Source organism: Saccharothrix lopnurensis, assembly GCF_042658445.1.
Classification (GTDB): Bacteria; Actinomycetota; Actinomycetes; order Mycobacteriales; family Pseudonocardiaceae; genus Actinosynnema; species Actinosynnema lopnurensis.
On record NZ_JBHSQO010000006.1, the window covers coordinates 98,287 to 123,729 of the forward strand.

The 25,443-nt window shown below is 71.5% G+C and carries 21 protein-coding genes; 3 read left to right on the forward strand and 18 right to left on the reverse strand.

What is annotated here, in order from left to right:
• The first annotated feature begins 190 nt into the window (after positions 1-190).
• Both ACFP3R_RS08390 and ACFP3R_RS08395 read left to right on the forward strand, forming a co-directional pair.
• Complete coding sequence (locus ACFP3R_RS08390) at positions 191-2,083, forward strand: 2-oxoacid:acceptor oxidoreductase subunit alpha (RefSeq protein WP_380634388.1); 1,893 nt, start codon at positions 191-193, stop codon at positions 2,081-2,083.
• Positions 2,080-3,135 (forward strand): 2-oxoacid:ferredoxin oxidoreductase subunit beta, encoded by a 1,056-nt coding sequence (locus tag ACFP3R_RS08395; protein WP_380634389.1) that lies wholly within the window; start codon positions 2,080-2,082, stop codon positions 3,133-3,135. Before ACFP3R_RS08390 ends, ACFP3R_RS08395 begins: the two co-directional genes overlap by 4 nt.
• A 209-nt stretch (positions 3,136-3,344) precedes the next feature.
• Here the strand turns inward: ACFP3R_RS08395 and ACFP3R_RS08400 are convergent, their stop codons facing one another.
• Together ACFP3R_RS08400 and ACFP3R_RS08405 are read right to left on the reverse strand one after the other, a co-directional pair.
• On the reverse strand, positions 3,345-3,515 hold the full coding sequence (locus tag ACFP3R_RS08400; protein ID WP_380634390.1) for a hypothetical protein: 171 nt from the start codon (positions 3,513-3,515) through the stop codon (positions 3,345-3,347).
• 231 nt (positions 3,516-3,746) lie between these two features.
• Positions 3,747-5,723, reverse strand: a complete 1,977-nt coding sequence (locus ACFP3R_RS08405; protein ID WP_380634391.1) for a sunset domain-containing protein — start codon at positions 5,721-5,723, stop codon at positions 3,747-3,749.
• A gap of 196 nt (positions 5,724-5,919) precedes the next feature.
• Here ACFP3R_RS08405 and rarD point away from each other — a divergent pair, with 196 nt between their 5' ends.
• Positions 5,920-6,843: an EamA family transporter RarD gene (gene rarD, locus ACFP3R_RS08410; RefSeq protein WP_380634392.1), complete on the forward strand. Its 924-nt coding sequence runs from the start codon at positions 5,920-5,922 to the stop codon at positions 6,841-6,843.
• Between the two features lie 3 nt (positions 6,844-6,846).
• On the opposite strand, the gene ACFP3R_RS08415 is transcribed toward rarD, so the two are convergent.
• From ACFP3R_RS08415 to ACFP3R_RS08490, 16 genes are all read right to left on the reverse strand, one after another.
• A complete protein-coding gene (locus ACFP3R_RS08415) occupies positions 6,847-7,848 on the reverse strand; it encodes a polyprenyl synthetase family protein (RefSeq protein ID WP_380634394.1) in 1,002 nt (333 codons plus the stop codon).
• Positions 7,849-7,869: 21 nt separating this feature from the next.
• Positions 7,870-9,474, reverse strand: coding sequence for an NADH-quinone oxidoreductase subunit NuoN (gene nuoN / locus ACFP3R_RS08420; protein ID WP_380634649.1), 1,605 nt, complete (start codon positions 9,472-9,474; stop codon positions 7,870-7,872).
• A 25-nt stretch (positions 9,475-9,499) separates the two neighbouring features.
• The gene (locus tag ACFP3R_RS08425; RefSeq protein ID WP_380634395.1) at positions 9,500-11,062 is read right to left on the reverse strand and encodes an NADH-quinone oxidoreductase subunit M; all 1,563 of its coding nucleotides are present in this window, start codon (positions 11,060-11,062) and stop codon (positions 9,500-9,502) included.
• Positions 11,059-12,993, reverse strand: coding sequence for an NADH-quinone oxidoreductase subunit L (nuoL, locus tag ACFP3R_RS08430; RefSeq protein WP_380634397.1), 1,935 nt, complete (start codon positions 12,991-12,993; stop codon positions 11,059-11,061). Before nuoL ends, ACFP3R_RS08425 begins: the two co-directional genes overlap by 4 nt.
• A 10-nt stretch (positions 12,994-13,003) precedes the next feature.
• On the reverse strand, positions 13,004-13,303 hold the full coding sequence (gene nuoK, locus ACFP3R_RS08435) for an NADH-quinone oxidoreductase subunit NuoK (protein WP_380634399.1): 300 nt from the start codon (positions 13,301-13,303) through the stop codon (positions 13,004-13,006).
• Positions 13,300-14,145 (reverse strand): NADH-quinone oxidoreductase subunit J, encoded by an 846-nt coding sequence (locus tag ACFP3R_RS08440; protein ID WP_380634400.1) that lies wholly within the window; start codon positions 14,143-14,145, stop codon positions 13,300-13,302. The genes nuoK and ACFP3R_RS08440 overlap by 4 nt, the downstream gene beginning before the upstream one ends.
• Positions 14,142-14,708, reverse strand: coding sequence for an NADH-quinone oxidoreductase subunit NuoI (gene nuoI, locus ACFP3R_RS08445; RefSeq protein WP_380634402.1), 567 nt, complete (start codon positions 14,706-14,708; stop codon positions 14,142-14,144). The genes ACFP3R_RS08440 and nuoI overlap by 4 nt, the downstream gene beginning before the upstream one ends.
• Complete coding sequence (gene nuoH / locus ACFP3R_RS08450; RefSeq protein WP_380634404.1) at positions 14,695-16,059, reverse strand: NADH-quinone oxidoreductase subunit NuoH; 1,365 nt, start codon at positions 16,057-16,059, stop codon at positions 14,695-14,697. Before nuoH ends, nuoI begins: the two co-directional genes overlap by 14 nt.
• Positions 16,056-18,548 carry an NADH-quinone oxidoreductase subunit G gene (locus ACFP3R_RS08455; protein ID WP_380634405.1) on the reverse strand — a complete coding sequence of 831 codons (2,493 nt, stop codon included), beginning with the start codon at positions 18,546-18,548 and terminating at the stop codon, positions 16,056-16,058. The genes nuoH and ACFP3R_RS08455 overlap by 4 nt, the downstream gene beginning before the upstream one ends.
• On the reverse strand, positions 18,545-19,864 hold the full coding sequence (gene nuoF / locus ACFP3R_RS08460; protein WP_380634407.1) for an NADH-quinone oxidoreductase subunit NuoF: 1,320 nt from the start codon (positions 19,862-19,864) through the stop codon (positions 18,545-18,547). The genes ACFP3R_RS08455 and nuoF overlap by 4 nt, the downstream gene beginning before the upstream one ends.
• A 14-nt stretch (positions 19,865-19,878) precedes the next feature.
• Entirely contained in the window at positions 19,879-20,676 is a 798-nt protein-coding gene (gene nuoE, locus ACFP3R_RS08465; protein ID WP_380634409.1) for an NADH-quinone oxidoreductase subunit NuoE, read from the reverse strand.
• Positions 20,673-22,076, reverse strand: a complete 1,404-nt coding sequence (locus tag ACFP3R_RS08470; protein ID WP_380634411.1) for an NADH-quinone oxidoreductase subunit D — start codon at positions 22,074-22,076, stop codon at positions 20,673-20,675. The genes nuoE and ACFP3R_RS08470 overlap by 4 nt, the downstream gene beginning before the upstream one ends.
• Positions 22,073-22,771 carry an NADH-quinone oxidoreductase subunit C gene (locus tag ACFP3R_RS08475; RefSeq protein WP_380634650.1) on the reverse strand — a complete coding sequence of 233 codons (699 nt, stop codon included), beginning with the start codon at positions 22,769-22,771 and terminating at the stop codon, positions 22,073-22,075. Before ACFP3R_RS08475 ends, ACFP3R_RS08470 begins: the two co-directional genes overlap by 4 nt.
• A gap of 117 nt (positions 22,772-22,888) precedes the next feature.
• Positions 22,889-23,437 carry a NuoB/complex I 20 kDa subunit family protein gene (locus ACFP3R_RS08480; protein WP_380634413.1) on the reverse strand — a complete coding sequence of 183 codons (549 nt, stop codon included), beginning with the start codon at positions 23,435-23,437 and terminating at the stop codon, positions 22,889-22,891.
• Positions 23,438-23,448: 11 nt separating this feature from the next.
• The gene (locus ACFP3R_RS08485) at positions 23,449-23,814 is read right to left on the reverse strand and encodes an NADH-quinone oxidoreductase subunit A (RefSeq protein WP_344036212.1); all 366 of its coding nucleotides are present in this window, start codon (positions 23,812-23,814) and stop codon (positions 23,449-23,451) included.
• A 344-nt stretch (positions 23,815-24,158) separates the two neighbouring features.
• Positions 24,159-25,436: a geranylgeranyl reductase family protein gene (locus ACFP3R_RS08490; protein ID WP_380634416.1), complete on the reverse strand. Its 1,278-nt coding sequence runs from the start codon at positions 25,434-25,436 to the stop codon at positions 24,159-24,161.
• Between the last annotated feature and the right edge of the window lie 7 nt (positions 25,437-25,443).

A 25,443-nucleotide genomic window follows, 5' to 3' on the forward strand; every position in this document is an offset into this window, starting at 1 on the left:
GTTACCTGCCGGTAAGCACAAAAGCCCCTAGTCGACCCCTAGTTGACCGGCCACGGCGCCGAGTGGGACGGATCGTCCCGCAGAGTGGTACGTCACGAACCGGGGCGCCCGGCGACACGACTACCCTCGGACACGCGGGGGACGGGGCACTGGCTCCCGAAGCGGGTGTGAGAAAGGGATCGGCGGAGGAATGACTACCGACGTTGGTAACGGCGCCGCCCCGGGTGGCTCCTCGGGAGGAACGGTCCGCAAGCTCGACCGCGTGGTGATCCGGTTCGCCGGCGACTCCGGTGACGGCATGCAGCTCACGGGCGACCGGTTCACCTCCGAGGCCGCCGCGTTCGGCAACGACCTCGCGACCCTGCCGAACTTCCCGGCCGAGATCCGCGCGCCACAGGGCACCCTGCCCGGCGTGTCCAGCTTCCAGCTGCACTTCGCCGACTACGACATCCTCACCCCCGGCGACCGCCCCGACGTGCTGGTGGCGATGAACCCGGCGGCGCTCAAGGCCAACATCGGCGACCTGCCCAAGGGCGGCATGCTGATCGTCAACACCGACGAGTTCAGCAAGCGCAACCTGATCAAGGTCGGCTACGCCGCCAACCCCCTGGAGGACAACTCCCTGGAGGCGTACCAGGTCCACGAGGTGGCCATGGCCACCCTGACCATCGGCGCCCTGGAGAACACCAGCCTGGGCAAGAAGGACGCCGAGCGGGCGAAGAACATGTTCGCCCTGGGCCTGCTGTCGTGGATGTACCACCGGCCCACCGAGGGCACCGAGCGGTTCCTGCGCGAGAAGTTCGCCAAGAAGCCCGACATCGCCGAGGCCAACGTGCTGGCGTTCCGGGCGGGCTGGAACTACGGCGAGACCACCGAGTCCTTCGCGGTGACCTACGAGGTCGCGCCCGCCAGGCTCAACCCGGGCACCTACCGCCAGATCACCGGCAACACCGCGCTCGCCTACGGCATCGTCGCGGCCGGCCGGCTCGCCGAGCTGCCCGTGGTGCTCGGCACCTACCCGATCACCCCGGCGTCGGACATCCTCCACGAGCTGTCCCGGCACAAGAACTTCGGCATCACCACGCTCCAGGCCGAGGACGAGATCGCGGGCATCGGCGCGGCCCTGGGCGCCTCCTACGGCGGCGCGCTCGGCGTGACCTCCACCTCCGGCCCCGGCATCGCGCTGAAGTCCGAGACCATCGGCCTGGCCGTGATGACCGAGCTGCCGCTGCTGGTCATCGACGTGCAGCGCGGCGGCCCGTCCACCGGCCTGCCCACCAAGACCGAGCAGGCCGACCTGCTCCAGGCGATGTTCGGCCGCAACGGCGAGTCGCCGGTGCCGGTGGTCGCGCCCCAGTCGCCCGCCGACTGCTTCGACGCCGCGCTGGAGGCCGCCCGCATCGCGCTGGCCTACCGCACCCCCGTGCTGCTGCTGTCCGACGGCGCGATCGCCAACGGCTCCGAGCCGTGGCTGATCCCGGACATCGACGCGCTGCCCGACCTGCGGGTGGAGTTCGCCACGCAGCCCAACGGCCCCGACGGCGCGTTCTGGCCGTACCTGCGCGACCCGGAGACGCTGGCCCGCGCGTGGGCCGTCCCCGGCACCCCGGGCCTCCAGCACCGCATCGGCGGCCTGGAGAAGGCCGACGGCACCGGCAACATCTCCTACGACCCCGCCAACCACGACTTCATGGTGCGGCTGCGCCAGCGCAAGATCGACGGCATCGAGGTGCCCGACGTCGTGGTGGACGACCCGTCCGGGCAGGCGCGCGTGCTGGTCGTCGGCTGGGGGTCGTCCTACGGCCCGATCGGCGCCGCCGCGCGCCGGGTGCGCAAGCTGGGGCTGCCCGTGGCGCACGCCCACCTGCGGCACCTCAACCCGTTCCCGCGCAACCTGGGCGAGGTGCTCAAGCGCTACGACCGCGTGATCGTGCCGGAGATGAACCTGGGTCAGCTGGCGCTGCTGCTGCGCGCCAAGTACCTGGTCGACGCGATCAGCTACACCAAGGTGCAGGGCCTGCCGTTCAAGGCGGAGGAGTTGCAGGACGTGCTCGCCGACGTGATCAAGGGAGTGTCCGAATGACCACAACGGATCTGGGTCTGCCGGGCCTGGGGGGCCTCGCTGGTGTGCCCACCTCCGACGAACCGCAGAAGGCCAAGGACTACAAGTCGGACCAGGAGGTCCGCTGGTGCCCCGGCTGCGGTGACTACGTGGTGCTCAACGCCGTGCAGTCCTTCCTGCCCTCGCTGGGCCTCAAGCGCGAGAACATCGTGTTCGTCTCGGGCATCGGCTGTTCGTCGCGGTTCCCGTACTACATGAACACCTACGGGATGCACTCCATCCACGGGCGCGCGCCGGCCATCGCGACCGGCCTGGCCGTGGCGCGGCCGGACCTGTCGGTGTGGGTGGTGACCGGTGACGGCGACGCGCTGTCCATCGGCGGCAACCACCTCATCCACACGCTGCGCCGCAACGTGAACCTCAAGATCCTGCTGTTCAACAACCGGATCTACGGCCTGACCAAGGGCCAGTACTCGCCCACCTCCGAGGAGGGCAAGGTCACCAAGTCCACGCCGTTCGGGTCGCTGGACCACCCGTTCAACCCGGTGTCGCTGGCGCTGGGCGCGGAGGCCACGTTCATCGGCCGGGCGGTCGACTCGGACCGCGCGGGCCTGACCGAGGTGCTGCGGCAGGCGGCCGAGCACCGGGGTTCGGCGCTGGTGGAGATCTACCAGAACTGCCCGATCTTCAACGACGGCGCGTTCGACGTGCTCAAGGACGCCGACGAGGCGTCGCAGCGGATCATCAACGTGGTGGACGGGCAGCCGATCACCTTCGGCGGCGGCGAGTACGCGGTGGTCCGGGACGGCTTCGGCCTGGCCATCGCCAAGACCGCCGAGGTGGCCGCGTCCGACGTGGTGGTGCACGACGCGGCGGACCTGAACCTGGCGTTCGCCCTGTCCCGCCTGTCGACGCAGGACCTCCGGCACACCGTGACGGGCGTGTTCCGGAAGGTCTCGCGCACGACGTACGACGACGCGGCGCGCGCGCAGGTCACCGAGGCCCAGGCGGGGAAGCCCGCGGACCTCGCGGCGCTGCTGCACGGCAAGGACACCTGGACCGTGGTCGGCTAGGCCGGCGGTCCCCCGGACAGACGGAGGGCCCCTGTTCCGCCTCCCGGAACAGGGGCCCTCTCGTGTTCCCTCCCCAGGGAAACCGTGGTGCGGGCGCCCCCGTGGGGGCCCGGTTTCATACTGCCGGCTGATGCCGGCCGGTGCCTGGCAGTTTCGGAACGTGGCCGGAGTCGGTGGTCGCTCGGGCTGGGCAGCCCCAGCCCGGGTGATCACGCGAGCCCGGCAGCCGGCTCGCTCGGCCGGTCGGCGGGCTCGGCCGGGAGCTGCCGGACCGAGCGCACCGCCGGCGTGAGCGGCACGCTGACCACGGCGGCCACCGCACCCACCACGAGCACCGCGCCCGCGCCGACGCGCTCGGCGGCGGGTCCGGCCGGCGCCATCCCCAGGGGCGCGGCGCCCAGGCCGACGACGGTGGCGAAACGGCGCGGCGGGACAGCAGGTCGCCCGCGACTGGCCGGGGTGGGGGCAGGGGCGAGGGGCGGGGCAGGGTTGGTGGCCGGGGCGGCGCGGGTCGGGGCGATGAGCGCGGGGCGAGGCGGGGAGCAGGGCGAAGCGGCGAGGCAAGGCGCGAGGCGGGGGCCCGCCGACCGGACGTCGGCGGGCCCGCTCCTCTAGGGAGCCTGGTGGAAGCCGGCCTTCTCCGCGTCCGACGTCGTGCGGAACCAGACGTCGGCGCGGGTCTCGCGGAAGTTCGCCGACTCGCTGGTGAAGTAGCGGCGACCGGTGAGGGTGGCCTTCACCTGGAAGTCGGGCGCGGGTGCCATGCCGTCCGACTTCGGCAGCACGGAGCCCGGCCCGAACGGGGAGCGCGGGTTGAAGCCCTCCTCCTGCCCCCGGTACCGGGTGCTGCTGCTCGCGGGCCGACCGCCGGTGCTCGGGCTGAAGCCCACCGGGCGCGGGCGGACCGGGCGGGCGGCGGGCGGGACGGCCGGCTTCGGCGCGGGCGCGGGCGTGGACGCGGGCGACGAGGCGCGCCGGTCGCCCGACCGGCGGGCGGAGCGCTGCGGCAGGCCCGTGCCCGCGGTGCTCCCGGCGGTCACCTGGTCGCCCCCGGTGGCCGCCAGCAGCTCCGGCGCCAGCTTGGGCACGAACGGCTGGTCGTCGCCCACCCTCGCCGCCGGGCGGGACGGCTCCGGCTCCGGCTCGGCCTCTGCCTCCGACGTCGGCAGCGGCTCGAACAGGCTGCGCGGGCGGGTCGGCTCCTCCTTCGCCGCCGGGGCGGGCTTCGGGGCGGGCTCGGGCTCGGGAGCGGCGGCGGGCTTCGGCGCCGGCTCCGGGGTCTGGTGTTCGACGAACGTGGGCACGAACGGCTCGGGCTCGGCGGGGGTGGGCTCGGCGGGGGTGGGCTCGACGAACGCGGGCTCGAACGGTTCCGGCTCGACGGGGCGCACCTCGGTGGGGTGGTCGTCCCCGGCCCGGACGTCCCCGGCCCTGGCATCCCCGGCCCGGACGTCCCCGGACCAGGCGTTCCCGGACCGGCCGTCCTCCGGCCAGGTGTCGGAGTGCCTCGGTTCACCGGTCGGGGCCTCGTGGCGCGGCGCGGGCGGCACCTCCGGCGCGGCCACCACCTCGGGCGCCCGGCGCTCGCGCGGCTCGACCTCCGGGACGGGAGGGGCGGACCGCTCGCCGGACACCGGCCTGAGGATCTCGGTCGCCGGCCCGTGCCGGTCGGCCTCGACGTCCACGGGCGCGAAGTGCCCGGTCAGGTCGTGCTCCGGCCAGACCTGGGGGTCGTCCCGGTCCACCTCCGCGATGGCCCGCGCCAGCTCGGTCGCCGGGATGAGGGCCGTCTCCTCGGAACCCCGGCGCTCGGGCTCGTCGTCCTCCTCCTGGTGCCGGCCCGGGAGGTGGTCCTGGTCGTAGACCTCCTGGACCACGGTCTCCTCGCGCCACACCTCGCGCGGCTGGAACGCCCGCACCTCGGGCGGCGCGACCGGCTCCTCGCGGCGCGGCGCGACCTCGGCCACCGGCACGGCGGGCATCAGGTGCGTCTCCTCGGCCGGCAGCTCCGGCTCCTCGTCGACGCCCCGGCGCGACGGCACCGACACCTCACGCGCCGACGACCCGCGACCGGCCGGGTCGCGACCCGGCACCTCACGGCCAGGCACCTCACGGCCGGCCAGCTCCCGACCGGCCGAATCCCGACCGGCCTCCGCCCCCAGCGGCTCCCGGGCGTCACCGCCCTGCGGCGCCGACCGGTCGAACAGGCTGCGCGGCCGGTCGTCGTCCAGCTCCGGGAAGTCGTGCTCCTCCTCGAAGTCCGTCAGCGGCCGGTGCTCGTCGTCCAGCTCCTCCAGCAGCTCCTCGCGCTTGAGGTCGGCCGCGTCGTAGCGCGGCGGGTCGGGCGGCCGCACGTCGTCGGTCAGCGAGCGCGACGCCTCCACGTGCCAGTCGTCGGCCCGGTCGCGCACCGGGGCCGGGGTGATCGCGGTGGTGGTGGTCGTCGGGCGCGGCGCGGTCAGCAGGCGGTCCTCCGCCTCCTCCAACTGCCGCTTGGCCGGGCGCACCATGATCAGCCAGGTCAGCGCGACGCCTGCCGCGAAGGACAGCAGGCTCCACAGCCACACCTGCCCGAAGAGCGAACTCACGGGAGACCCTCCCACCGCTGCTTGTCACACCCCGACACGCTCCGCTTCCAGGTATTCACCCGGTCGGGGAAGCGGTGTCAAACTACCCTGACCCCCTCGTTCGGCGCGTGGGGCCGGCCGGACGCGGGACCAGCCTCCGATGGTAGGCCATCCGGAGCAACTGACCAGCCAAAACGGCAGGCGTACAGTAGCCCGCGTGCCGCCGTTGACCTCTTCTTCCGCTGCTCCGACCGGCACCGGCACCCCCGGCAGGGGCATCGCCTTCGGCACCGTCGCCTACTTCCTCTGGGGCATCGTGCCCGCCTACTGGCCGCTGCTCCAGCCGGCCGGGTCGGTGGAGATCCTGGCCCACCGGATCGCGTGGTCGCTGGTGGTGATGGCGCTGCTCACGGCGGTCCTCGGCCGCTGGGCGGGCATCCGCAGGCTGTCCCGGCGCGGCTGGCTCATGGTGACCGCCGCGTCGGTGCTGATCGCGGTCAACTGGGGCGTCTACATCCACGCGGTCAACACCGGGCACGTCGTCGAGGCCGCCCTCGGCTACTTCATCAACCCCCTGGTCAGCGTCCTGCTCGGGGTGACCGTGCTGCGGGAGCGGCTGCGCGTCGCCCAGTTCGCGGCCCTGGGCGTCGCGGTCGTCGCCGTCGTGGTGCTGGCCGTCGACTACGGCAGGCTGCCGTGGATCTCGCTGGTGCTGGCCTGCTCGTTCGGCTTCTACGGCCTGCTGAAGAAGACCGTGCCGCTGGACGCCACGGCCAGCCTGACCGCGGAGAGCCTGGTGCTGGCCCCGGTCGCGATCGGCTACCTGGTCTGGCTCGGCCCCGGCGGCACCTTCCACGACCACGGCTGGGGCCACGCGCTGTGGCTGGTGTCGGCGGGCCTGGTGACCGCGGTCCCGCTGCTGCTGTTCGGCGCCGGGGCGCGGCTGGTGCCGCTGGCCACCATGGGCATGCTCCAGTACCTCGCCCCGGTGCTCCAGTTCGCCTGGGGCGTGTTCGTGGTGCACGAGCCCATGCCCGCGTCCCGCTGGTTCGGCTTCGGCCTGGTGTGGGCGGCGCTGGCGATCTTCACCGTCGACGCCCTGCGCGCCCGCCGCCGCCTGCCGGTGGCCGACCTCGCCTAGGGGCTAGTGCGAGCGGGTCACCACGTAGTCGCTGACCGACTCCAGGGCGTCCCGCGCGGTGCCCGCCGGCAGCACCTCCAGGGTGGCCCGCGCCCGCGCCGCGTAGTCGTCCAGGGTCTTGCGCGCCCGCGCCAGCCCCGAGGACGCCCGCAGCAGCTCCAGCGCCTCGACGACCTCGGCGTCGTCGGTGATGGGGGCAGCCAGCAGCCGCGCCAGCCGCGAGTCCGGCTCGTCCTCCAGCGCGTACAGCATGGGCAGGGTCTTCACGCCCTCGCGCAGGTCGGTGCCGGGCGTCTTGCCCGACTCCTCGGTGGGGGAGGCGATGTCGATGACGTCGTCGGAGATCTGGAACGCCGCCCCGATCACCTCGCCGTACGAGCGCAGCGCCTCGACCTGCCCCGGCGACACGTCGGAGAACATCGCGCCGAACCGGGCGGCGGTCGCGATCAGCGACCCGGTCTTCTCCGCGATCGTGGTCAGGTAGTGCGCGACCGGGTCCTCGCCGTCGCGCGGGCCCATGGTCTCGCGCATCTGGCCGGTGACCAGCTCGGAGAACGTCTCCGCGATGATCCGCGCGGCCCCCGTGCCCAGGTCCGCCACCAGCGCGGAGGCGTGCGCGAAGAGGTAGTCGCCGGTGAGGATGGCGATGCTGTTGTCCCACTTCGCGTTGGCCGAGGCCGCGCCGCGGCGCATGGTGGCCTCGTCCATCACGTCGTCGTGGTACAGGGTGGCGAGGTGCGTCAGCTCGACGACCGCCGCCGCCTTGATCACGCTCTCGCGGTCCCAGGTCGCGCCGAACTGGGCGGACAGGATGGTGAACAGCGGGCGGATGCGCTTCCCGCCCGCCTCGACCAGGTGCAGCGACGTCTCCATCACCGGGTGGAACTCGCTCTGCACCACCTTGTGCAGCAGCTCCTCCACCTCGTTGAGGCCGCCCTGCACCACCTCCGCGAGCACGGGGTCCGCAAACCGGAACCCCGCCCCCGCCCGCTCGCTACTGGTCACGCCTACAGAGCCTACGTACCACTAGAAGATGAACGCGCCGGTACCCGCCCATTCGAGCACCTTGGGCGGCCAGACACCGAGCACCAGCGTGAACAGCACGCCCATCGTGATCGCCATGGTGGTGAACGCGCCGGGCACGCTCACCGCCGGGCCGTCCGCCGCGGGCTCGCTGAAGTACATGAGCACGATGACCCGCAGGTAGAAGAACGCCGCCACGGCGCTGGCCACCAGCGCGATGACCACCAGCGGCGTCATGCCCGCCTCGACCGCCGCCGTGAACACCGCGAACTTGCCGATGAAACCGCTGGTCAGCGGCAGACCGGCGAGCGCGAGCAGCAGGAACGTGAACACGCCCGCCACCACCGGCGACCGCTTGGCCAGGCCCGCCCACTGCGACAGGTGGGTGGCCTCGCCGTCGGCGTTGCGCACCAGGCTGACGATGCCGAACGCGGCGATCGTGGTGAAGCCGTAGGCCATCAGGTAGAACATCGTGCCCGACAGGCCGTCGGCGTTCAGCGAGATCGCGCCGACCAGCAGGAAGCCCGCGTGCGCCACCGACGAGTAGGCGATCATCCGCTTGACGTCGGTCTGGGTGAGGCCGAGCACCGAGCCGATCACCATCGACACGATGGCCACGCCCCAGAGCACGCCCTCCCACTCCCAACTGGAGCGCTCGAACGCGCCGTAGAGGACGCGCAGGATGCCGCCGAACGCGGCGACCTTCGTGCACGACGCCATGAACGCCGTCACGGGCGTCGGCGCGCCCTGGTAGACGTCCGGGGTCCAGGCGTGGAACGGGCCGACGGACGCCTTGAACAGCAGGCCCACCACCAGCAGGCCGAAGCCCGCGTACAGCAGCGTGTCGGACCGGTCGGTGCCCGAGGTGGCGACGGCGATGTCGGCCAGCTTGACCGAGCCCGCGTAGCCGTAGAGCAGGGCCACGCCGTAGAGGAAGAACGCCGACGCGAAGGCGCCCAGCAGGAAGTACTTCACCGCGGCCTCCTGCGACAGCAGGCGACGGCGGCGCGCCAGGCCGCACATCAGGTAGAGCGGCAGCGAGAGCACTTCCAGCGCGATGAACATGGTGAGCAGGTCGTTCGCCGCGACGAAGGCCATCATGCCGCCGAGCGCGAACAGCGTGAGCGGGAACACCTCGGTCTGCATCCCGAACCGGGTGGCCTGCTCCCGCGTCATCAGGACCGTGGCGGCCCCGCCCCGGTCCTGGGCGCCGGAGTCGGCCTGGCCCCGGTAGGTGGCGCTGCCGCCGGGCGTGTTCTCCGGCATGAACGCGCCGCCGGGCTCCACGGACCGGTCGGCGATCAGCAGCACCGAGCCGAGGCCGAGCAGCAGCAGCGTGGCCCACAGGAAGATCGCCGGCTGGTCCACCGAGATGGCGCCCGCCAGGGTGGTCTTGCCCTGCTCGGGCGTGTCCGCGTCGGACGCGTAGGCGACCAGCAGCGCGCCCGCCGCGGCCAGCGCGGCCAGCACGAGCACGACCTGCGCGGCCCAGCGCTGCGCCCTGGGCAGGAACGCCTCGACGAGCACGCCGGCGCACGCCGCGCCCAGCACGATCAGCAGCGGCGCGACGGCGAAGTAGTCGATCTCCGGTGCTTGCAGCCGCTCCACGTTCTGCGAGAGGAACGTCGTCACGTCACTTGCCTTCCTGCGCGACCGGGTCGGCCACCCCGACCTCGCTGAGCGTCGCCCCGACCGACGGGGTGATCACGTCCAACACCGGCTTCGGGTAGAAGCCGAGCACCAAGATCAGCGCCACGAGCGGTGCGAGCACGGCCAGCTCGCGCTTGTTCAGGTCGGGCACCGACGTGCGCTCGGGGTCGACCGCCGCGCCGGGTCCGCCCGCCAGGCCGACCAGCGCGGTGCCGCGCACCGGGCCCTGGAAGACCCGCTGGTAGAGCCACAGCACGTACAGCGCGGCGAGCACCATGCCGAGCGCGGCGATGACCGTGAACACCGGCTCGTTCGGGTAGGAGCCGATGAGCACGAGGAACTCGCTGACGAACGAGTTGGTGCCCGGCAGCGCCAGCGACGACAGGCCGGCCACGAAGAACAGCCCGCCCAGCACCGGCGTGAGCTTCGCCATGCCGCCGTAGTCCTCGATCAGGCGCGACCCGCCGCGGGCCATCACCATGCCGACGACCAGGAACAGCATGCCGGTCGAGATGCCGTGGTTGACCATGTAGAGCACCGCGCCCGCGCCCGCCTGCGAGCTGAACGCGAAGATGCCCAGCGCGATGAAGCCGAAGTGCGCGATCGAGGTGTAGGCCACGAACCGCTTCATGTCCGACTGGCCGACCGCCAGCAGCGAGCCGTAGACGATGCCCACCACGGCCAGCACCAGCACCAGCGGCGCCAGCTCCTGGCTGGCCGCCGGGAACAGCGGCAGGCAGTAGCGCAGGAAGCCGAACGTGCCGATCTTGTCCAGGATGCCGACCAGCAGCACGCCCGCGCCGACCGGCGCCTCGGCGCCCGCGTCCGGCAGCCAGGTGTGCAGCGGCACCAGCGGCGCCTTGATCGCGAAGGCGATGAAGAAGCCCAGGAACAGCCAGATCTGCGTGGACAGCGGCGCGTCCCGGGTCACCGTGACCAGGGTCGCCCAGTCGAAGGTGCCCTCGCCGATCCGATCCCGGCTCACCACGTACAGGCCGATCACCGAGGCCAGCATGATCAGGCCGCCGAGCAGCGAGTACAGGAAGAACTTCATCGCCGCGTACTGCCGGTTCGGCCCGCCGAAGCGGCCGATCAGGAAGTACATCGGGACCAGCACGGCCTCGAAGAACACGTAGAACACGAACACGTCGGTGGCGGCGAACACGCCGACCATGCCGGTCTGCATGGCCAGCAGCAGCGCGAAGAACCCGCCCGCGCTGCGGCCCTCGGGCAGCTTCTCCGCCCACGAGCCGCCGATGACGACCGGCACCAGGAACGCGATCAGCGCGATCATCACCAGCGCGATGCCGTCCACGCCGAACGACAGGTGCACGCCGAAGGCCGGGATCCACTCCGCCGAGCTGGTCAGCTGGAGGCGGTCGCCGCCCGGGTCGAAGGCGGTCCACGCGAGCACCGCGAGGGCCAGCTCGACCAGCGAGAACGCCAGCGCGACCAGCTTGGCGAGGCGGTCGTTGCCCCGCAGGAACGCCACCACCAGGCTGCCCACCAGGGGCAGCAGGAGCAGCGCGATCAGCACCCAGCTCACGAGAACCTCACCATCAGCAGCGCGCCCAGGACGAAGACCGTACCCAGGAGCATGGAGAGCGCGTACGAGCGGACGAACCCGGTCTGGAGCCTGCGCAACCGGCCCGAGCTACCGCCCAGCAGCGCCGCCGACCCGTTGACCAGGCCGTCGACGCCCTTGTTGTCCACGAACACCAGCGCGCGGGTGAGCCAGGTGCCCGGCCGCGCGAACAGCGCCTCGTTGAGCGCGTTGCCGTACAGGTCGTTGCGCGCCGCGCGGACCGGGAACGACACCCGCGCCGGGCGCTCCACCGGCTGGTCGCCGCGCAGGAACAGCGCGAACCCGAGCAGCGCGCCCGCCAGCGACAGGCCCAGCACCAGGAAGTTGGCCGCGGTGTGGCCCAGCACGCCGTGGCCCTCCTGGAGCTCGCCCAGCGACGGGGTGAGCCAGCCGGACAGGTTGTGGTTCGACTCGAAGAACCAGCCCGCGCCGACCGAGCCGAACGCCAGCACGATCATCGGGATCGTCATGGACAGCGGCGACTCGTGCGGGTGGTACTCGCGGCCGTCCTCCGAGCGCAGCTCGGTGTAGCGCGGCTTGCCCAGGAACACCAGCGCGAACAACCGGGTCATGTAGAACGCGGTCAGACCCGCGCCCAGGGCCGCGACGCCGCCGAACACCCAGCCGCGCCACCCCTCCATGCTGAACGCCGCCGCGATGATGGCGTCCTTGGAGAAGTAGCCGGACAGGAACGGGAAGCCGATCAGGGCCAGGTAGCCGAGCGTCCAGGTGACGAACGTGATCGGCATCTTCCTGGCCAGGCCGCCCATCCGCCGGATGTTGCCCTCGTCGTTCATGCCGTGCATGACCGAGCCGGCGCCGAGGAACAGGCCCGCCTTGAAGAAGCCGTGCGTGAGCAGGTGCATGATGCCCAGCGCGTAGCCGATCGGGCCCAGGCCCACGGCCAGGATCATGTAGCCGATCTGGCTGACCGTCGAGTAGGCCAGCACCTTCTTGAAGTCGTCGTAGGCGCAGCCGATGACGCAGCCGATCAGCAGCGTGACACCACCGATGACCATGACGACCAGGCGGCCGTCCTCGCTCAGGTTGTAGATCGGGTTCGAGCGGGCGATCAGGTAGACGCCCGCGGTGACCATGGTGGCCGCGTGGATCAGGGCGGACACCGGGGTCGGGCCGGCCATCGCGTCGGGCAACCACGCCTGGAGCGGGAACTGGCCGGACTTGCCGCACGCGCCGAGCAGCAGCAGGAGCGTGACCGCCAGCACCTCGGCCGAGGACAGCTCGCCCACGCGGGCGAACACCTCGGTGTACTGGGTGGTGCCCAGCTCCTTGAACAGGATGAAGATGGCGATCGCCAGGCCCAGGTCACCGACCCGGTTCATCAGGAACGCCTTCTTCGCGGCCGACGCCGCCTCCGGCTTGTGCTGGTACCAGCCGATGAGCAGGTAGGAGGCGAGGCCCACGCCCTCCCAGCCGAAGTACAGCGTCACGAAGCCGTTGCCCAGCACCAGCAGGAGCATCGCGGCGACGAACAGGTTCAGGTAGGCGAAGAACCTCCGCCGCCCGGCCTCGTGCGCCATGTAGCCGATCGAGTAGACGTGGATCAGCGACCCGACACCGGTGATCAGCAGCACGAAGGTCAGCGACAGCGGGTCCAGGCGCAGCCCGAACTCGACGTCCAGCGCGCCCACCGGGATCCAGTCGAACAGGTGCACCTCGGTGGTGCGGTTCTCCGGGCCCTGACCCAGGACGTCGAAGAACAGCGCCAGGCCGTACGCGAACGCGGCGACCACGGTGGCGCAGCCCAGCAGGTGGCCCCACCTGTCGGTGCGCCTGCCACCGACCAGCAGCACGACCGCGCCGAACGCGGGCAGGGCGAGCAACAACCAGGCGAGACTGCCGATCCCGCTGGCGGCAACAGGTTCCGTCACCGTGGACCTCTCAGTACTTCAACAGGTTGGAATCGTCGACCGAGGCCGAGCGACGCGACTTGAAGATCGCCATGATGATCGCCAGGCCGACCACGACCTCGGCCGCGGCCACGACCATCACGAAGAACGCCATGACCTGGCCGTCCAGGCCGCCGTTGATGCGGGCGAACGTGACCAGGCTGAGGTTGACCGCGTTGAGCATCAGCTCGACGCACATGAACACCACGATGGCGTTGCGCCGCACCAGCACGCCGACCGCGCCGAGGCTGAACAGCAGCGCCGACAGCAGCAGGTAGTACGTAGGGGTCACGACGACTCTCCCTTGAGCGCGCGTGCGTCGGGCTGCTGCCCGGTGCCGGACACCTCCGCGACGTCGTCGTCGAAACGTTCCTTGCCGGTGGTCTCGATCAGCTCGGACAGGGACTCGGCGGCGACCGAGCCGTCCGGCAGCAGGGCGGGCGTGGCCACCGAGTTGGCGGTGGCGAACACGCCGGGACCGGGCAGCGAGCCGGGGCGGGGACCGCGGAAGCGCTCCTCGACCAGCTCGCGCTGGGTCTTCTTGGCGTCCCTGCCGGCGCGCGAGGAGAAGGCCAGCACCATCGCGCCGACCGCCGCGGTGATCAGCAGCGCGGAGGTCAGCTCGAACGGGAACAGGTAGTCGGTGAAGATCTCCGCGCCGATGTTGGCGACGTTGCCGCCGCCCTGGCTGTTCGACTCGACCAGCCCGACCGGCTGCACGGAGGTCAGCGCGCGACCCAGCGAGCCGACCACCAGGCCGGCGAAGCCGACGCCCAGCACGGCCGCGGCCAGCCGCTGGCCGCGCAGCACCTCGACCACCGAGTCGGAGCTGTCCCGGCCGACGAGCATCAGCACGAACAGGAACAGCATCATGATCGCGCCGGTGTAGACGATGATCTGCACGAAGCCGAGGAACGGCGCCTGCTGGACCATGTAGAGCACACCGAGGCTGAGCATGGTGAGCACCAGCCACAGCGCGGAGTGCACCGCGTTCCGCGCGAAGAGCATCCCCAGCGCGCCGGCCAGGGCGAGCGGGCCGAGGACCCAGAACACGACCGCCTCGCCGGTGGTGACGACGTCGACCGCGGTCTCGACCGCTTCGGGCTGCTGGAGGAGCAGGGACGAGAGGCTCACTTCAACGCCTCCTCGGGCCCCGTCTCGACCGTCGTGCCCTCGGGCACGCCCGCCTCGCGGGCCAGCGCCGGGCCGTTCACGTAGTAGTCCTTCTCGTCCTCGCCCAGCCGCATCGGGTGCGGCGGCTGCTCCATGCCGGGCAGCAGGGGCGCGAGCAGGTCTTCCTTGGTGAAGATCAGCTTCTGGCGGTTGTCGTCGGCCAGCTCGTACTCGTTGGTCATGGTGAGCGAGCGGGTCGGGCACGCCTCGATGCACAGGCCGCAGCCGATGCACCGCAGGTAGTTGATCTGGTAGTCCGCGCCGTAGCGCTCACCGGGCGAGTAGCGCTCGTCCTCGGTGTTGTCGCCGCCCTCGACGAAGATCGCGTCCGCCGGGCAGGCCCACGCGCACAGCTCGCAGCCCACGCACTTCTCCAGCCCGTCCGGGTGCCGGTTGAGCTGGTGGCGGCCGTGGAACCGCGGCGCGGTGACCTTCTTGACCTCGGGGTACTCCTCGGTGACGACCTTCTTGAACATCGTGCCGAAGGTGACGCCGAAGCCCTTGACGGGATCAAACATCCCCATCGCTGGCCTCCTTGGATGCGGTAACCGCTGCCGGTTCCTGGGTGCGGGTGCCGGCTCCGCCGGCGGTGGTCCGATCACCGGCTCCGCCGGTGGTGGTGGGCAGCTCCGCGACCGGGACCTGCCGGCGCGGCGGGGCCTTGGGGACTGCGAGGTCGAGCGGCGGCACGGGGTAGCCGCCGCCGGTGACCGGGACGGCGTTCGGGTCGTGCGGCTCGCGCTTGTCGGGCAGCAGGAACGCGATCAGCAGCACGATCGCGAGGAACGCGCCGATCACGATCAGGGCGGTGCTGGTGTCCAGCCCGCCGCGGGCCTCCCACTCCTGGCGCAGGAAGCGGGCGAACGCCACCGCGACGAACCAGATCAGCGCGACCGGGACCAGGAACTTCCAGCCGAGCCGCATGAACTGGTCGTAGCGCAGGCGGGGCAGCGTGCCGCGCAGCCAGATGAACAGGAACAGGAAGGCCAGCGTCTTGAGCACGAACCACAGCAGGCCGAACCAGCCGCTGTTGAGCAGGTGGTCGTCGCCGACGAACGGGAACCGCCAGCCGCCCAGGAACAGGGTGGTGGCCAGCGCCGAGACGGTCACCATGTTGACGTACTCGGCGAGGAAGAACAGCGCGAACTTCAGCGAGCTGTACTCGGTGTGGAAGCCGCCGACCAGCTCCGACTCGGCCTCGGGGAGGTCGAACGGCGCGCGGTTGGTCTCGCCGACCATGGAGACGACGTAGATCAGGAAGCTGACCGGCAGCAGGTAGAAGTACCAGCCGCCGGACTGCGCGTCGACGATCTCCGAGGTGGACAGCGAGTGCGAGTGCATGACCACGGCGACGATCGACAGGCCCATCGCGATCTCGTAGGAGATCACCTGCGCGGCCGAGCGCAGCGCGCCCAGCAGCGGGTAGGGCGAGCCGGACGCCCAGCCGGACAGCACGATGCCGTACACGCCGAGCGAGGAGCAGGCCAGCACGACCAGCACGCCGACCGGCAGGTCGACCAGCTGGAGGGCGGTGCGCTCGCCGAAGATCGAGACCTCGCCGCCGATCGGGATGACCGAGAAGGCGAGGAACGCGGGGACGCAGGAGATCACCGGGGCCAGGAAGAACACCCACTTGTCCGCCAGGACCGGGCGGATGTCCTCCTTGAACGCCAGCTTCAGGCCGTCGGCCAGCGACTGGAGCCAGCCGTTGGGGCCGACCCGGTTCGGGCCGGGGCGCTGCTGCATCCGGGCGACGACCTTGCGCTCCCAGTTGATCATGAAGAGGGTCATCACGACGAGGAACGCGAAGATCCCCACGACCTTGATGACGATCAACCAGAGCGGGTCGTCGGCGATGAGTTCTGCGGTGGTCATGCCTCGCCTCCGAGCGTGCTGTTGCTCCCGGTGACCGCCGGGACGACCGCGACCACGGAGCCGTGGCCCGCGACCAGGTTGCGCCGCACGGTGACCGCGCCCGAGTTGCCGGGCAGCCACACGACGCCGTCGGGCAGGTCGGCCGCCTCGACCGGCAGCACCACCTCGCCCCGGTCGGTGGACACGGTGATCTCGCCGCCCAGCTCCACGCCCAGGTGCACGGCGGTGGCCGGGGACAGCTTGGCCACGACCGGGCGCGCGGTGCCCGCCAGGTTCGGCTCGCGGTCCTGGAGCGAGCCGTTGTCCAGCAGGCGGCGCCAGGTCGCCAGGACGGCCTGGCCGTCCCGGGGCTGGGTCAGCAGCGGCGCGGCCGCGGTCGGGGCACCGGCGCTCACGGTCGCCGTGCCCAGCCGCGCGAAGTCGGCCGCCGCCGCCGCCGGGGTCTGGGTGAACAGGTCGGCGTCCATCTCCACGGCCAGCGTGTCCAGCACGCGGCCGTCCGACAGCGCGCCGGTGCCCTCCAGGGTGGTCCGGAACGACCGCGAGCGGCCCTCCCAGTTCAGGTAGGTGCCCGCCTTCTCGACCGCCGGCGCGACCGGGAGCACCACGTCGGCGTGCGCGGTGACCGCGCTGTGCCGCAGCTCCAGGCTGACCACGAAACCGGTGGCGCGCAGCGCCCGCTCGGCCAGCCCCGGGTCCGGCAGGTCGAACGGGTCGACCCCGCCGACCACCAGCGCGTCCAGCTCGCCGCCCGCGGCGGCGGTCAGGATGCCCGTGGTGTCGCGGCCCGCCACGGCCGGCAGCGAGCCGGCGCCCAGGCCCCAGGCCGCCTCGACCGCGGCGCGTGCCGCGGGGTCGCCGACCAGGTGGCCGCCCGGCAGCAGCGTGGGCAGCAGGCCGGCCTCCAGGGCGCCCCGCTCACCGGCGCGGCGCGGCACCCAGGCGACCCGCGCCCCGGTGCGCTCGGCCAGCGCCGCGACCGCCGAGAACAGGCCCGGGACCTCGGCGGCGCGCTCGCCCACCAGGATCACCGCGCCCGGCTCGGCCAGGTCCTCGACCACGTCGGCCGCGTGCTCGGGCAGCGCGTTGAGCGCCGACGGCTCCTGGCCGGGCACGCAGGCCAGCAGCACACCGCCGGTCTTCTCCACCGCCGGGGTCGTGTACTGGCCCAGGTGGAAGACCTTCGTCCGGTTCTTGCGGACCGCCTTGCGCAGCCGCAGGAACACGATCGGGGACTCCTCCTCCGGCTCGAACGCCACCAGCAGCGCGGCCGGGGCGGACTCGATCGCCGCGTAGGTGACGCCGCCGCTGTCCGGGGTGCGGCCGAGGACCGCGCCGGTCAGGAACTCCAGCTCCTCGTTCGAGTGCGGCCGGGCGCGGAAGTCCACGTCGTTGGTGCGCAGCGCGACCCGGGCGAACTTCGCGTAGGCGTAGGCGTCCTCGACGGTCAGCCGGCCACCGGCCAGCACCGCCGCGCCCCGGCCGTCGCGGGCCCTGGCCAGGCCCTCGGCCGCGACCTGGAGCGCCTCGGTCCAGGAGGACTCGCGCAGCTCACCGGTCTCCGCGTCGCGCACCAGCGGGCGGCGGACCCGGTCGTCGGCCGTGCTGTAGCGGAACGCGAAGCGGCCCTTGTCGCAGGTCCACTCCTCGTTGACCTCGGGGTCGTCGGCCGCCAGCCGCCGCTGCACGGCGCCGCGCCGCCAGTCCGTGCGGGTGGCGCAGCCCGACGCGCAGTGCTCGCACACGCCGGGGGTCGACACCAGGTCGAACGGGCGGGCCCGGAACCGGTAGGCGGCGCTGGTCAGCGCGCCCACCGGGCAGATCTGGATGGTGTTGCCGGAGAAGTACGACTGGAACGGCTTCTGCTCGGCCACGCCGACCTGCTGCTGCGAGCCGCGCTCCAGCAGCTCGATGAACGGGTCGCCCGCGATCTGGGACGAGAACCGCGTGCACCGCTGGCACAGCACGCACCGCTCCCGGTCCAGCAGCACCTGCGTGGAGATCGGGATCGGCTTGGGGAAGGTCCGCTTGTGCTCGTGGAACCGGGAGTCCGCGCGACCGTGCGCGAGGGCCTGGTTCTGGAGCGGGCACTCGCCGCCCTTGTCGCAGATCGGGCAGTCCAGCGGGTGGTTGATGAGCAGCAGCTCCATCACGCCCTGCTGCGCCTTGTCCGCCACCGGCGAGGTCAGCTGGGTCTTGACGACCATGCCGTCGGCGACCGTCATGGTGCAGCTGGCCTGCGGCTTCGGCATCGGCCGGCCGCCCATCTCCACCTCGACCAGGCACTGCCGGCAGGCGCCCGCGGGCTCCAGCAGCGGGTGGTCGCAGAACCGGGGGATGACGGTCCCCAGCCGCTCCGCGGTGCGGATCAGCAGCTCGCCCTTGGGCGCGACGACCTCCTGGCCGTCGATGACGAGCTTGACGTGGCCCTCGGGGACCACCACGGCGTCCGGTCCCTTCGGGGCGCTCTTGTCAGGGGCGATCGTCATGCCTGTGCACCTGCCAACACCTTGGAGTTCTGGTCGCACAGCGCCAGGAACTCGTCCCTGAAGTACTTGATGCCGCTGGTGATCGGGCTGACCGCGCCGTCGCCGAGCGCGCAGAACGAGCGGCCCAGGATGTTGTCGCAGACGTCCAGCAGCGTGTCGATGTCGCTCGGCGTGCCCTCGCCGCGCACCATGCGCTGGAGGATCTGCACCAGCCAGTAGGTGCCCTCGCGGCACGGCGTGCACTTGCCGCACGACTCGTGCTTGTAGAACTCCGTCCACTTCATGACGGCCCAGGGCACCGACACCTTCTCGTTGAAGATCTGGAGCGCGGTGGTGCCGAGCATCGAGCCCGCCTCGGCCGCGCCCTCGAAGTCCAGCGGCACGTCCAGGTGCTCCGCGGTGAACAGCGGGGTGGACGAGCCGCCCGGCGTCCAGAACTTCAGCGGGATGCCGTCCTTCATGCCGCCCGCCAGCTCCAGCAGCTCGCGCAGCGTGACGCCCATCGGGGCCTCGTACTGGCCGGGGCGCTCGACGTGGCCGGACAGCGAGAAGATCTTCGGGCCCGGCGACCGCTCGCGGCCCATGGTGCGGAACCAGTCCGCGCCGCCGTTGACGATGTAGGGCACGCTGGCGATCGTCTCGACGTTGTTCACCACGGTCGGCGACGCGTACAGGCCGGCGGTCGCGGGGAACGGCGGCTTGAGCCGCGGCTGACCGCGGCGGCCCTCCAGCGAGTCCAGCAGCGCCGTCTCCTCGCCGCAGATGTAGGCGCCCGCGCCCGCGTGCACGACCAGGTCGAGGTCGAAGCCCGAGCCGAGGATGTCCTTGCCCAGGTAGCCCGCCTCGTACGCCTCGCGCACCGCCGCGTGCAGCCTACGGATCACGTGCAGCACCTCGCCGCGCACGTAGATCGCGGCGAAGTTCGCCCGGATCGCGTACGAGGTGATGATGATGCCCTCGACCAGCGAGTGCGGGTCCGCCATCATCAGCGGGATGTCCTTGCAGGTGCCCGGCTCGCCCTCGTCGGCGTTGATGACGAGGTAGTGCGGCTTGCCGTCGCCCTGTGGGATGAAGCCCCACTTCATGCCGGTGGGGAAGCCCGCGCCGCCGCGACCGCGCAGCCCGGAGTCCTTGCACTGCTGGATCAGCTGGTCCGGGTGGGCGGTGAGCGCCTTGCGCAGCGCCGTGTACCCCTCCAGCTGCTCGTAGGTCTTCAGCGTCCAGGAGCGCGGCGACAGCCAGCGCTTCGTCAGGACGGGGGTCAGGGGTGCCGACGTGCTCTTCCCCGCGGAGGCACCATTGGATACCGCGACCATGTCCGGCTGCCCTCCTACTTCTTCTCCGGCAGCGGCGGGAACTCCGCGTGCTCCGGCATCGCCGGTGCGGTCCACCCGCGCTCGGCCGCGATCTTGGCCCCGCGCACCGTCTCCGGGGCGGCGGACGGGCCGTCCAGGTCCGCGTCCCGGCCCTCGAAGAACCCGGCCAGCTGGAGCTCGGCCTGGCGGAAGTCGGTCAGCCGCGCACCACGCGTGGGCTGCGGCTTCTCCCCCGCCTGGAGGGACCGGACCAGCTCCAGCGCCTGCTCCGGCGTCTGGTTGTCGAAGTACTCGTAGTTGACCTGGAGCACCGGCCCGAGGTCGCACGCCGCCAGGCACTCGGCGTGCTCCAGCGTGATCGAGCCGGGCGCGCCCGGCTCGCCCGAGGTCTCCTCGTGGCCCAGCGGCCGGCCGTCGCTGCCCAGGTGCTCGCGCAGCCGGGCGTAGATGTCGTCACCGCCCAGCGCCGCGCACAGCGTGTTGGTGCAGACGCTCACCAGGTGCTCGCCGCACGGGCGGCGCTTGTACATGGTGTAGAACGTCGCGACCGCGCTGACCTCGGCGTTGGTCAGGTCGAGCTGGTCGGCGCAGAAGGTGATGCCGGCCTGGCTGACGTACCCCTCGACCGACTGCACCAGGTGCAGCATCGGCAGCAGCGCCGAGCGCGGCACCGGGTACCGGGCCACGATCGCCCGCGCCCGGTCGACGACGTGGTCGAACGCGCTGGTGTCGACGACGTTCTCGTCCACCAGGCGCTGCGTCGCCACGGGGTCCAGCGGGGAGGCCGCGTAGACCTCTTCGGAAGTGCTCATCGGTCACAACCACCCATCACCGGGTCGATAGAGGCCACCGACGCGATGACGTCGGCGACCATGCCGCCCTCACACATCGCGGGCATCGACTGGAGGTTCACGAAGCTGGGGTCGCGCACGTGGACGCGCATCGGCCGGGTGCCGCCGTCGGAGACGAGGTGGTAGCCCAGCTCGCCGCGCGGCGACTCGATCGGCACGTAGACCTGCCCGGCCGGCACCGCGAAGCCCTCGGTCACCAGCTTGAAGTGGTGGATCAGGGACTCCATGGACTGGCCCATGATCTTGCGGACGTGCTCCAGGGAGTTGCCCATGCCGTCCGCGCCGATGGTCAGCTGGGCGGGCCAGGCGACCTTGGCGTCCTCGACCATGACCGGGCCCGCGGGCAGGGCGGCCATCGCCTGCCGCACGATCCGCAGCGACTGGTGGATCTCCTCCACGCGCAGCAGGTAGCGGGCGTAGGAGTCGGCCGCGGTCGACGTGGGCACGTCGAACTCGTAGTTCTCGTAGCCCGAGTAGGGGTCGACCTTGCGCAGGTCCCACGGCAGGCCCGCGGAGCGCAGGATCGGGCCGGTGATGCCCAGCGCCAGGCACGCGTCCACGGGCAGGTAGCCGACGCCCGCGAGGCGGTTGCGCCAGATCGGCTGGCCGGTGAGCAGCTTGTCGTAGTCGGGCAGGCGGGAGTCCATCACCTTGATGAACTCCTCGATGCGCTGCACCGCGCCCTCGGGGAAGTCCTGCGCGAGGCCGCCGGGCCGGATGAACGCGTGGTTCATCCGCAGGCCGGTCAGGAACTCCAGCAGGTGCAGGACCTCCTCGCGCTCCCGGAAGCCCGCGGTCATGCCGGTCAGCGCGCCCAGCTCCATGCCGCCGGTGGCCAGCGCCACCAGGTGCGAGGAGATCCGGTTGAGCTCCATCAGGACGACCCGCGCGACCTGGGCGCGCTGCGGCACGGTGATGCCGAGCAGCTTCTCCACGGCCATGCAGTACGCGGCCTCGTTGTGCAGCGGCGCCAGGTAGTCCATGCGCGTCACGAAGGTGACGCCCTGGGTCCAGTTCCGGTACTCGCAGTTCTTCTCGATGCCGGTGTGCAGGTAGCCGATGACGCTGCGGGCCTGGGTGACGGTCTCGCCCTCCAGCTCCAGCACCAGGCGCAGCACGCCGTGGGTGGAGGGGTGCTGCGGACCCAGGTTCATGATGATGCGCTCGTCGCCCGCGGCCTCGGCCAGGACCTCGTCCCAGTCGCCGCCGGTCACCGTGTAGACGGTGCCCTCGGTGGTCTCCCGGGCGCCCGCGTAGGAGTCCGGGTTCGACGTGGTGCGGTTGGCCTCGTACGAGTCGCTGTCACGGCCCTCGGCGCTGGTGTCCGTGCCGGTCGTGACGTCGGAAAGCCGTTCAGTCATGAGTAGGACCGCCTCTGGTCTGGCGGGGGGATCTCCGCGCCCTTGTACTCCACCGGGATGCCGCCGAGCGGGTAGTCCTTGCGCTGCGGGTGGCCGTCCCAGTCGTCCGGCATGAGGATGCGGGTCAGCCCCGGGTGGCCGTCGTAGACGATGCCGAACATGTCCCAGGTCTCGCGCTCCTGCCAGTCGGCGGTCGGGTAGACCGACACGACGCTGGGGATGTGCGCGTCGTCCACGTCGACCGCGACCTCCAGCCGGATGCGGCGGCGGTAGGTCATCGACGTGAGGTGGTAGACCGAGTGCAGCCGCTGCGGGGCGTCCACGCCGTAGTCCACACCGGACACCGAGCTGCACAGCTCGAAGCGCAGCGCCGGGTCGTCGCGCAGGATGCCCGCCACCTGGAGCAGGTTCTCCCGGCGCAGGTAGAAGGTGATCTCGCCGCGGTCCACGGTGATCTGCTGGACGGTGTCGGCGGGCAGGCCCCGCTCGCGGATCGCGGCCAGCAGCTCGTCGGCGACCTCGTCGAACCAGCCGCCGTAGGGCCGCTCGGACGGCGCGGAGACGTGGGCGGGCAACCGCAGGCCGCCGAAGCCGGAGGTGTCGCCGGAGCCGGAGATGCCGAACATGCCCTGGCGGGCGCGGCCGGCCACGACGCCGCCGCGGTCCAGGTGCTCCTCGTACTCGGACTCGCTCATGGTCGAGGAGCTGAGGGCCTCGCCGGTGGCGTTGCTCGGGGTGTCGGCGCCGGGGGTCTTCTCGACCTCGCCCCTGGTGTTGTTGTCGTCAGCGCCGGTCTCGTTTGGCATTGCCGCTCACTTCTTCGCAAAGCGCTGGGAGGACGGGATCAGGTCGGTGCGGTGGCCCTGCTCGGCCAGCAGCGCAGCCCTGTTCGGTCCCAGCGGCTCGTCCATGATCTTCGCGTGGATCTTGAGGATCGCGTCGATCAGCATCTCCGGCCGCGGCGGGCAGCCCGGCAGGTACATGTCGACCGGCACGACGTGGTCCACGCCCTGCACGACCGCGTAGTTGTTGAACATGCCGCCGGAGGAGGCGCACACGCCCATGGCCAGCACCCAGCGGGGCTCCGGCATCTGGTCGTAGATCTGGCGCAGCACCGGGGCCATCTTGTTGGTCACCCGGCCGGCCACGATCATCAGGTCCGCCTGGCGGGGCGAGGCGCGGAAGACCTCCATGCCGAAGCGCGCCAGGTCGTAGCGCGGGCCGCCGGTGGTCATCATCTCGATGGCGCAGCAGGCCAGGCCGAAGGTGGCGGGCCAGAGCGAGGACTTGCGGGTCCAGTTGACCAGCTTCTCGACGCTGGCCAGCAGGATGCCGTTCGGGAGCTTCTCTTCGAGACCCATGGTCTTCCCCCTCAGTTCCAGTCGAGGCCGCCGCGACGCCAGACGTAGGCGTACGCGAAGCCGACCGTGGCGACGAACAGCACGATCTCCACCAGGCCGAACAGGCCGAGCCGGTCCGCGGAGACCGCGAACGGGTAGAGGAAGACCATTTCGATGTCGAACAGGATGAACAGCATCGCCGTGAGGTAGTAGGCGACCGGCATGCGGCCACCGCCGACCACCGGTTGCGGCGACGGTTCGATGCCGCACTCGTACGCGTCGAGCTTCGCGCGGTTGTAGCGGCGGGGGCCGATGTACGGGGCGGCCGTCACCGAGAACAGCGCGAAGGCCGCGGCGAGGGCGAACATCAATACGAGGGGGAGGTAAGGGTCCAGCACTCTCCGTCGTCCTTTCCTCGCTGTCGCGGTGGTGGTGCACCGCCGACCGTTGCGCACCCTAAGGGGTGTTCCTGCACCCTCCGGGAGTTAGGCACGCCTAACAATCCGCAGGTCGCTTGTGAAACACTTCACAAGGCATCTCAGCCGGTTGTGAACTGATTCACAAGACCCGAGGGCCAGTGTAGAACGTCACACAGAGGCGTGACACACACCCCCTGAACCGCTCTGACCTGCCCATATCGGGCTAGATCAACAGGGGGGAGGGTCGGGGGTGAACCGGAGCACACCGAATGCGGAACAGCGCCGCCCCGGAGGACGACGCTGCGCCGTTCAGGTGACCCCCGTTAGGCCGTTGGAGTGAGTTTGGTGGCCGCCGTGATGAGACGGTCGAACGAGTCGCCGTCCTTCGGGTCGTAAAGGCCCGCGAGCAGCTTGAGCACCAGTTTCATCAGCGTCTTGCGCGGCAGGCCGTACCTGGTCGCGGTGCGCATGACGGTGGGGTTGCCGATGAGCCTGCTGAAGACGTTGCCGAGCCGGTAGTAGCTGCCCAGGGCCTGCTCGATGCGCACCGGGTAGCCGTGCAGGGCGCGTTCGCGGCTCGCGCCGGTGCGGGCCAGGGCCTGCACCACGCTCTCGGCGGCGATCCGGGCCGACTCCATGGCGTAACCGATGCCCTCGCCGTTGAACGGGTTCACCATGCCGCCGGCGTCACCGACCAGGAGCAGCCCGTTCCGGTAGTGGGGCTTGCGGTTCAGGCCCATGGGCAGGGCCGCGCCGCCGATGCGGCCGGTGGCGTTCTCCTCGCGGAAGCCCCACTCCTCCGGGGTGCCGTCGAGCCAGCTCTTCAGCAACGCGCGGTAGTCGGTGGTGCCGTACGCCTTGGAGGTGCTGAGGATGCCGAGGCCGACGTTCACCGTGCCGTCGCCCATGCCGAAGATCCAGCCGTAGCCGGGCAGCAGCACGTCGTTCTCGCGGTCCCACAGCTCCAGGTGCGACTCCAGGTAGTCGTCCTTGGTGCGGGGGCTGGCGTAGTAGCGGCGGACCGCCACGCCCATCGGCTTGGCGTCGTCCTTCTGGATGCCGACCGACAGCGCGAGGCGGGCGCTGACCCCGTCGCACCCGACCACGATCGGGGCCCGGAACTCGACCGGCTCCTTGCCGGGGCCCTGCTTGGCGCTGACGCCGACCACGCGGCCGTTCTCGACGACGGCGCCGGTCACGTTGGTCTGCTCGTGCAGGCGCGCACCGGCCCGGACGGCGACCTGGGCCAGCATCTCGTCGAAGTCCTGGCGGGGCCGGACCACGCCGTAGGGCGGGAAGGTGGCCAGCTCGGGCCAGTCCAGTTCGAGCCGGACCCCGCCGCCGACCACGCGCAGGCCGCGGTTGTGCAGCCAGCCCGCCTCCTCGCGGGTGTCGATCCCCAGGTCGATCAGCTGCTTCACGCCGCGCGGCGTGAGGCCGTCGCCGCAGACCTTCTCGCGGGGGAAGGTGCTCTTCTCCAACAGCAGCACGTCCAGGCCCGCGCGGGCCAGGTAGGCGGCCGCGGTCGAGCCCGCCGGGCCCGCGCCGACCACGATCACGTCGGCGTCCTCGCCTGCCCTGCGGCGGCTGGGAGTCGTCATCCCCGCT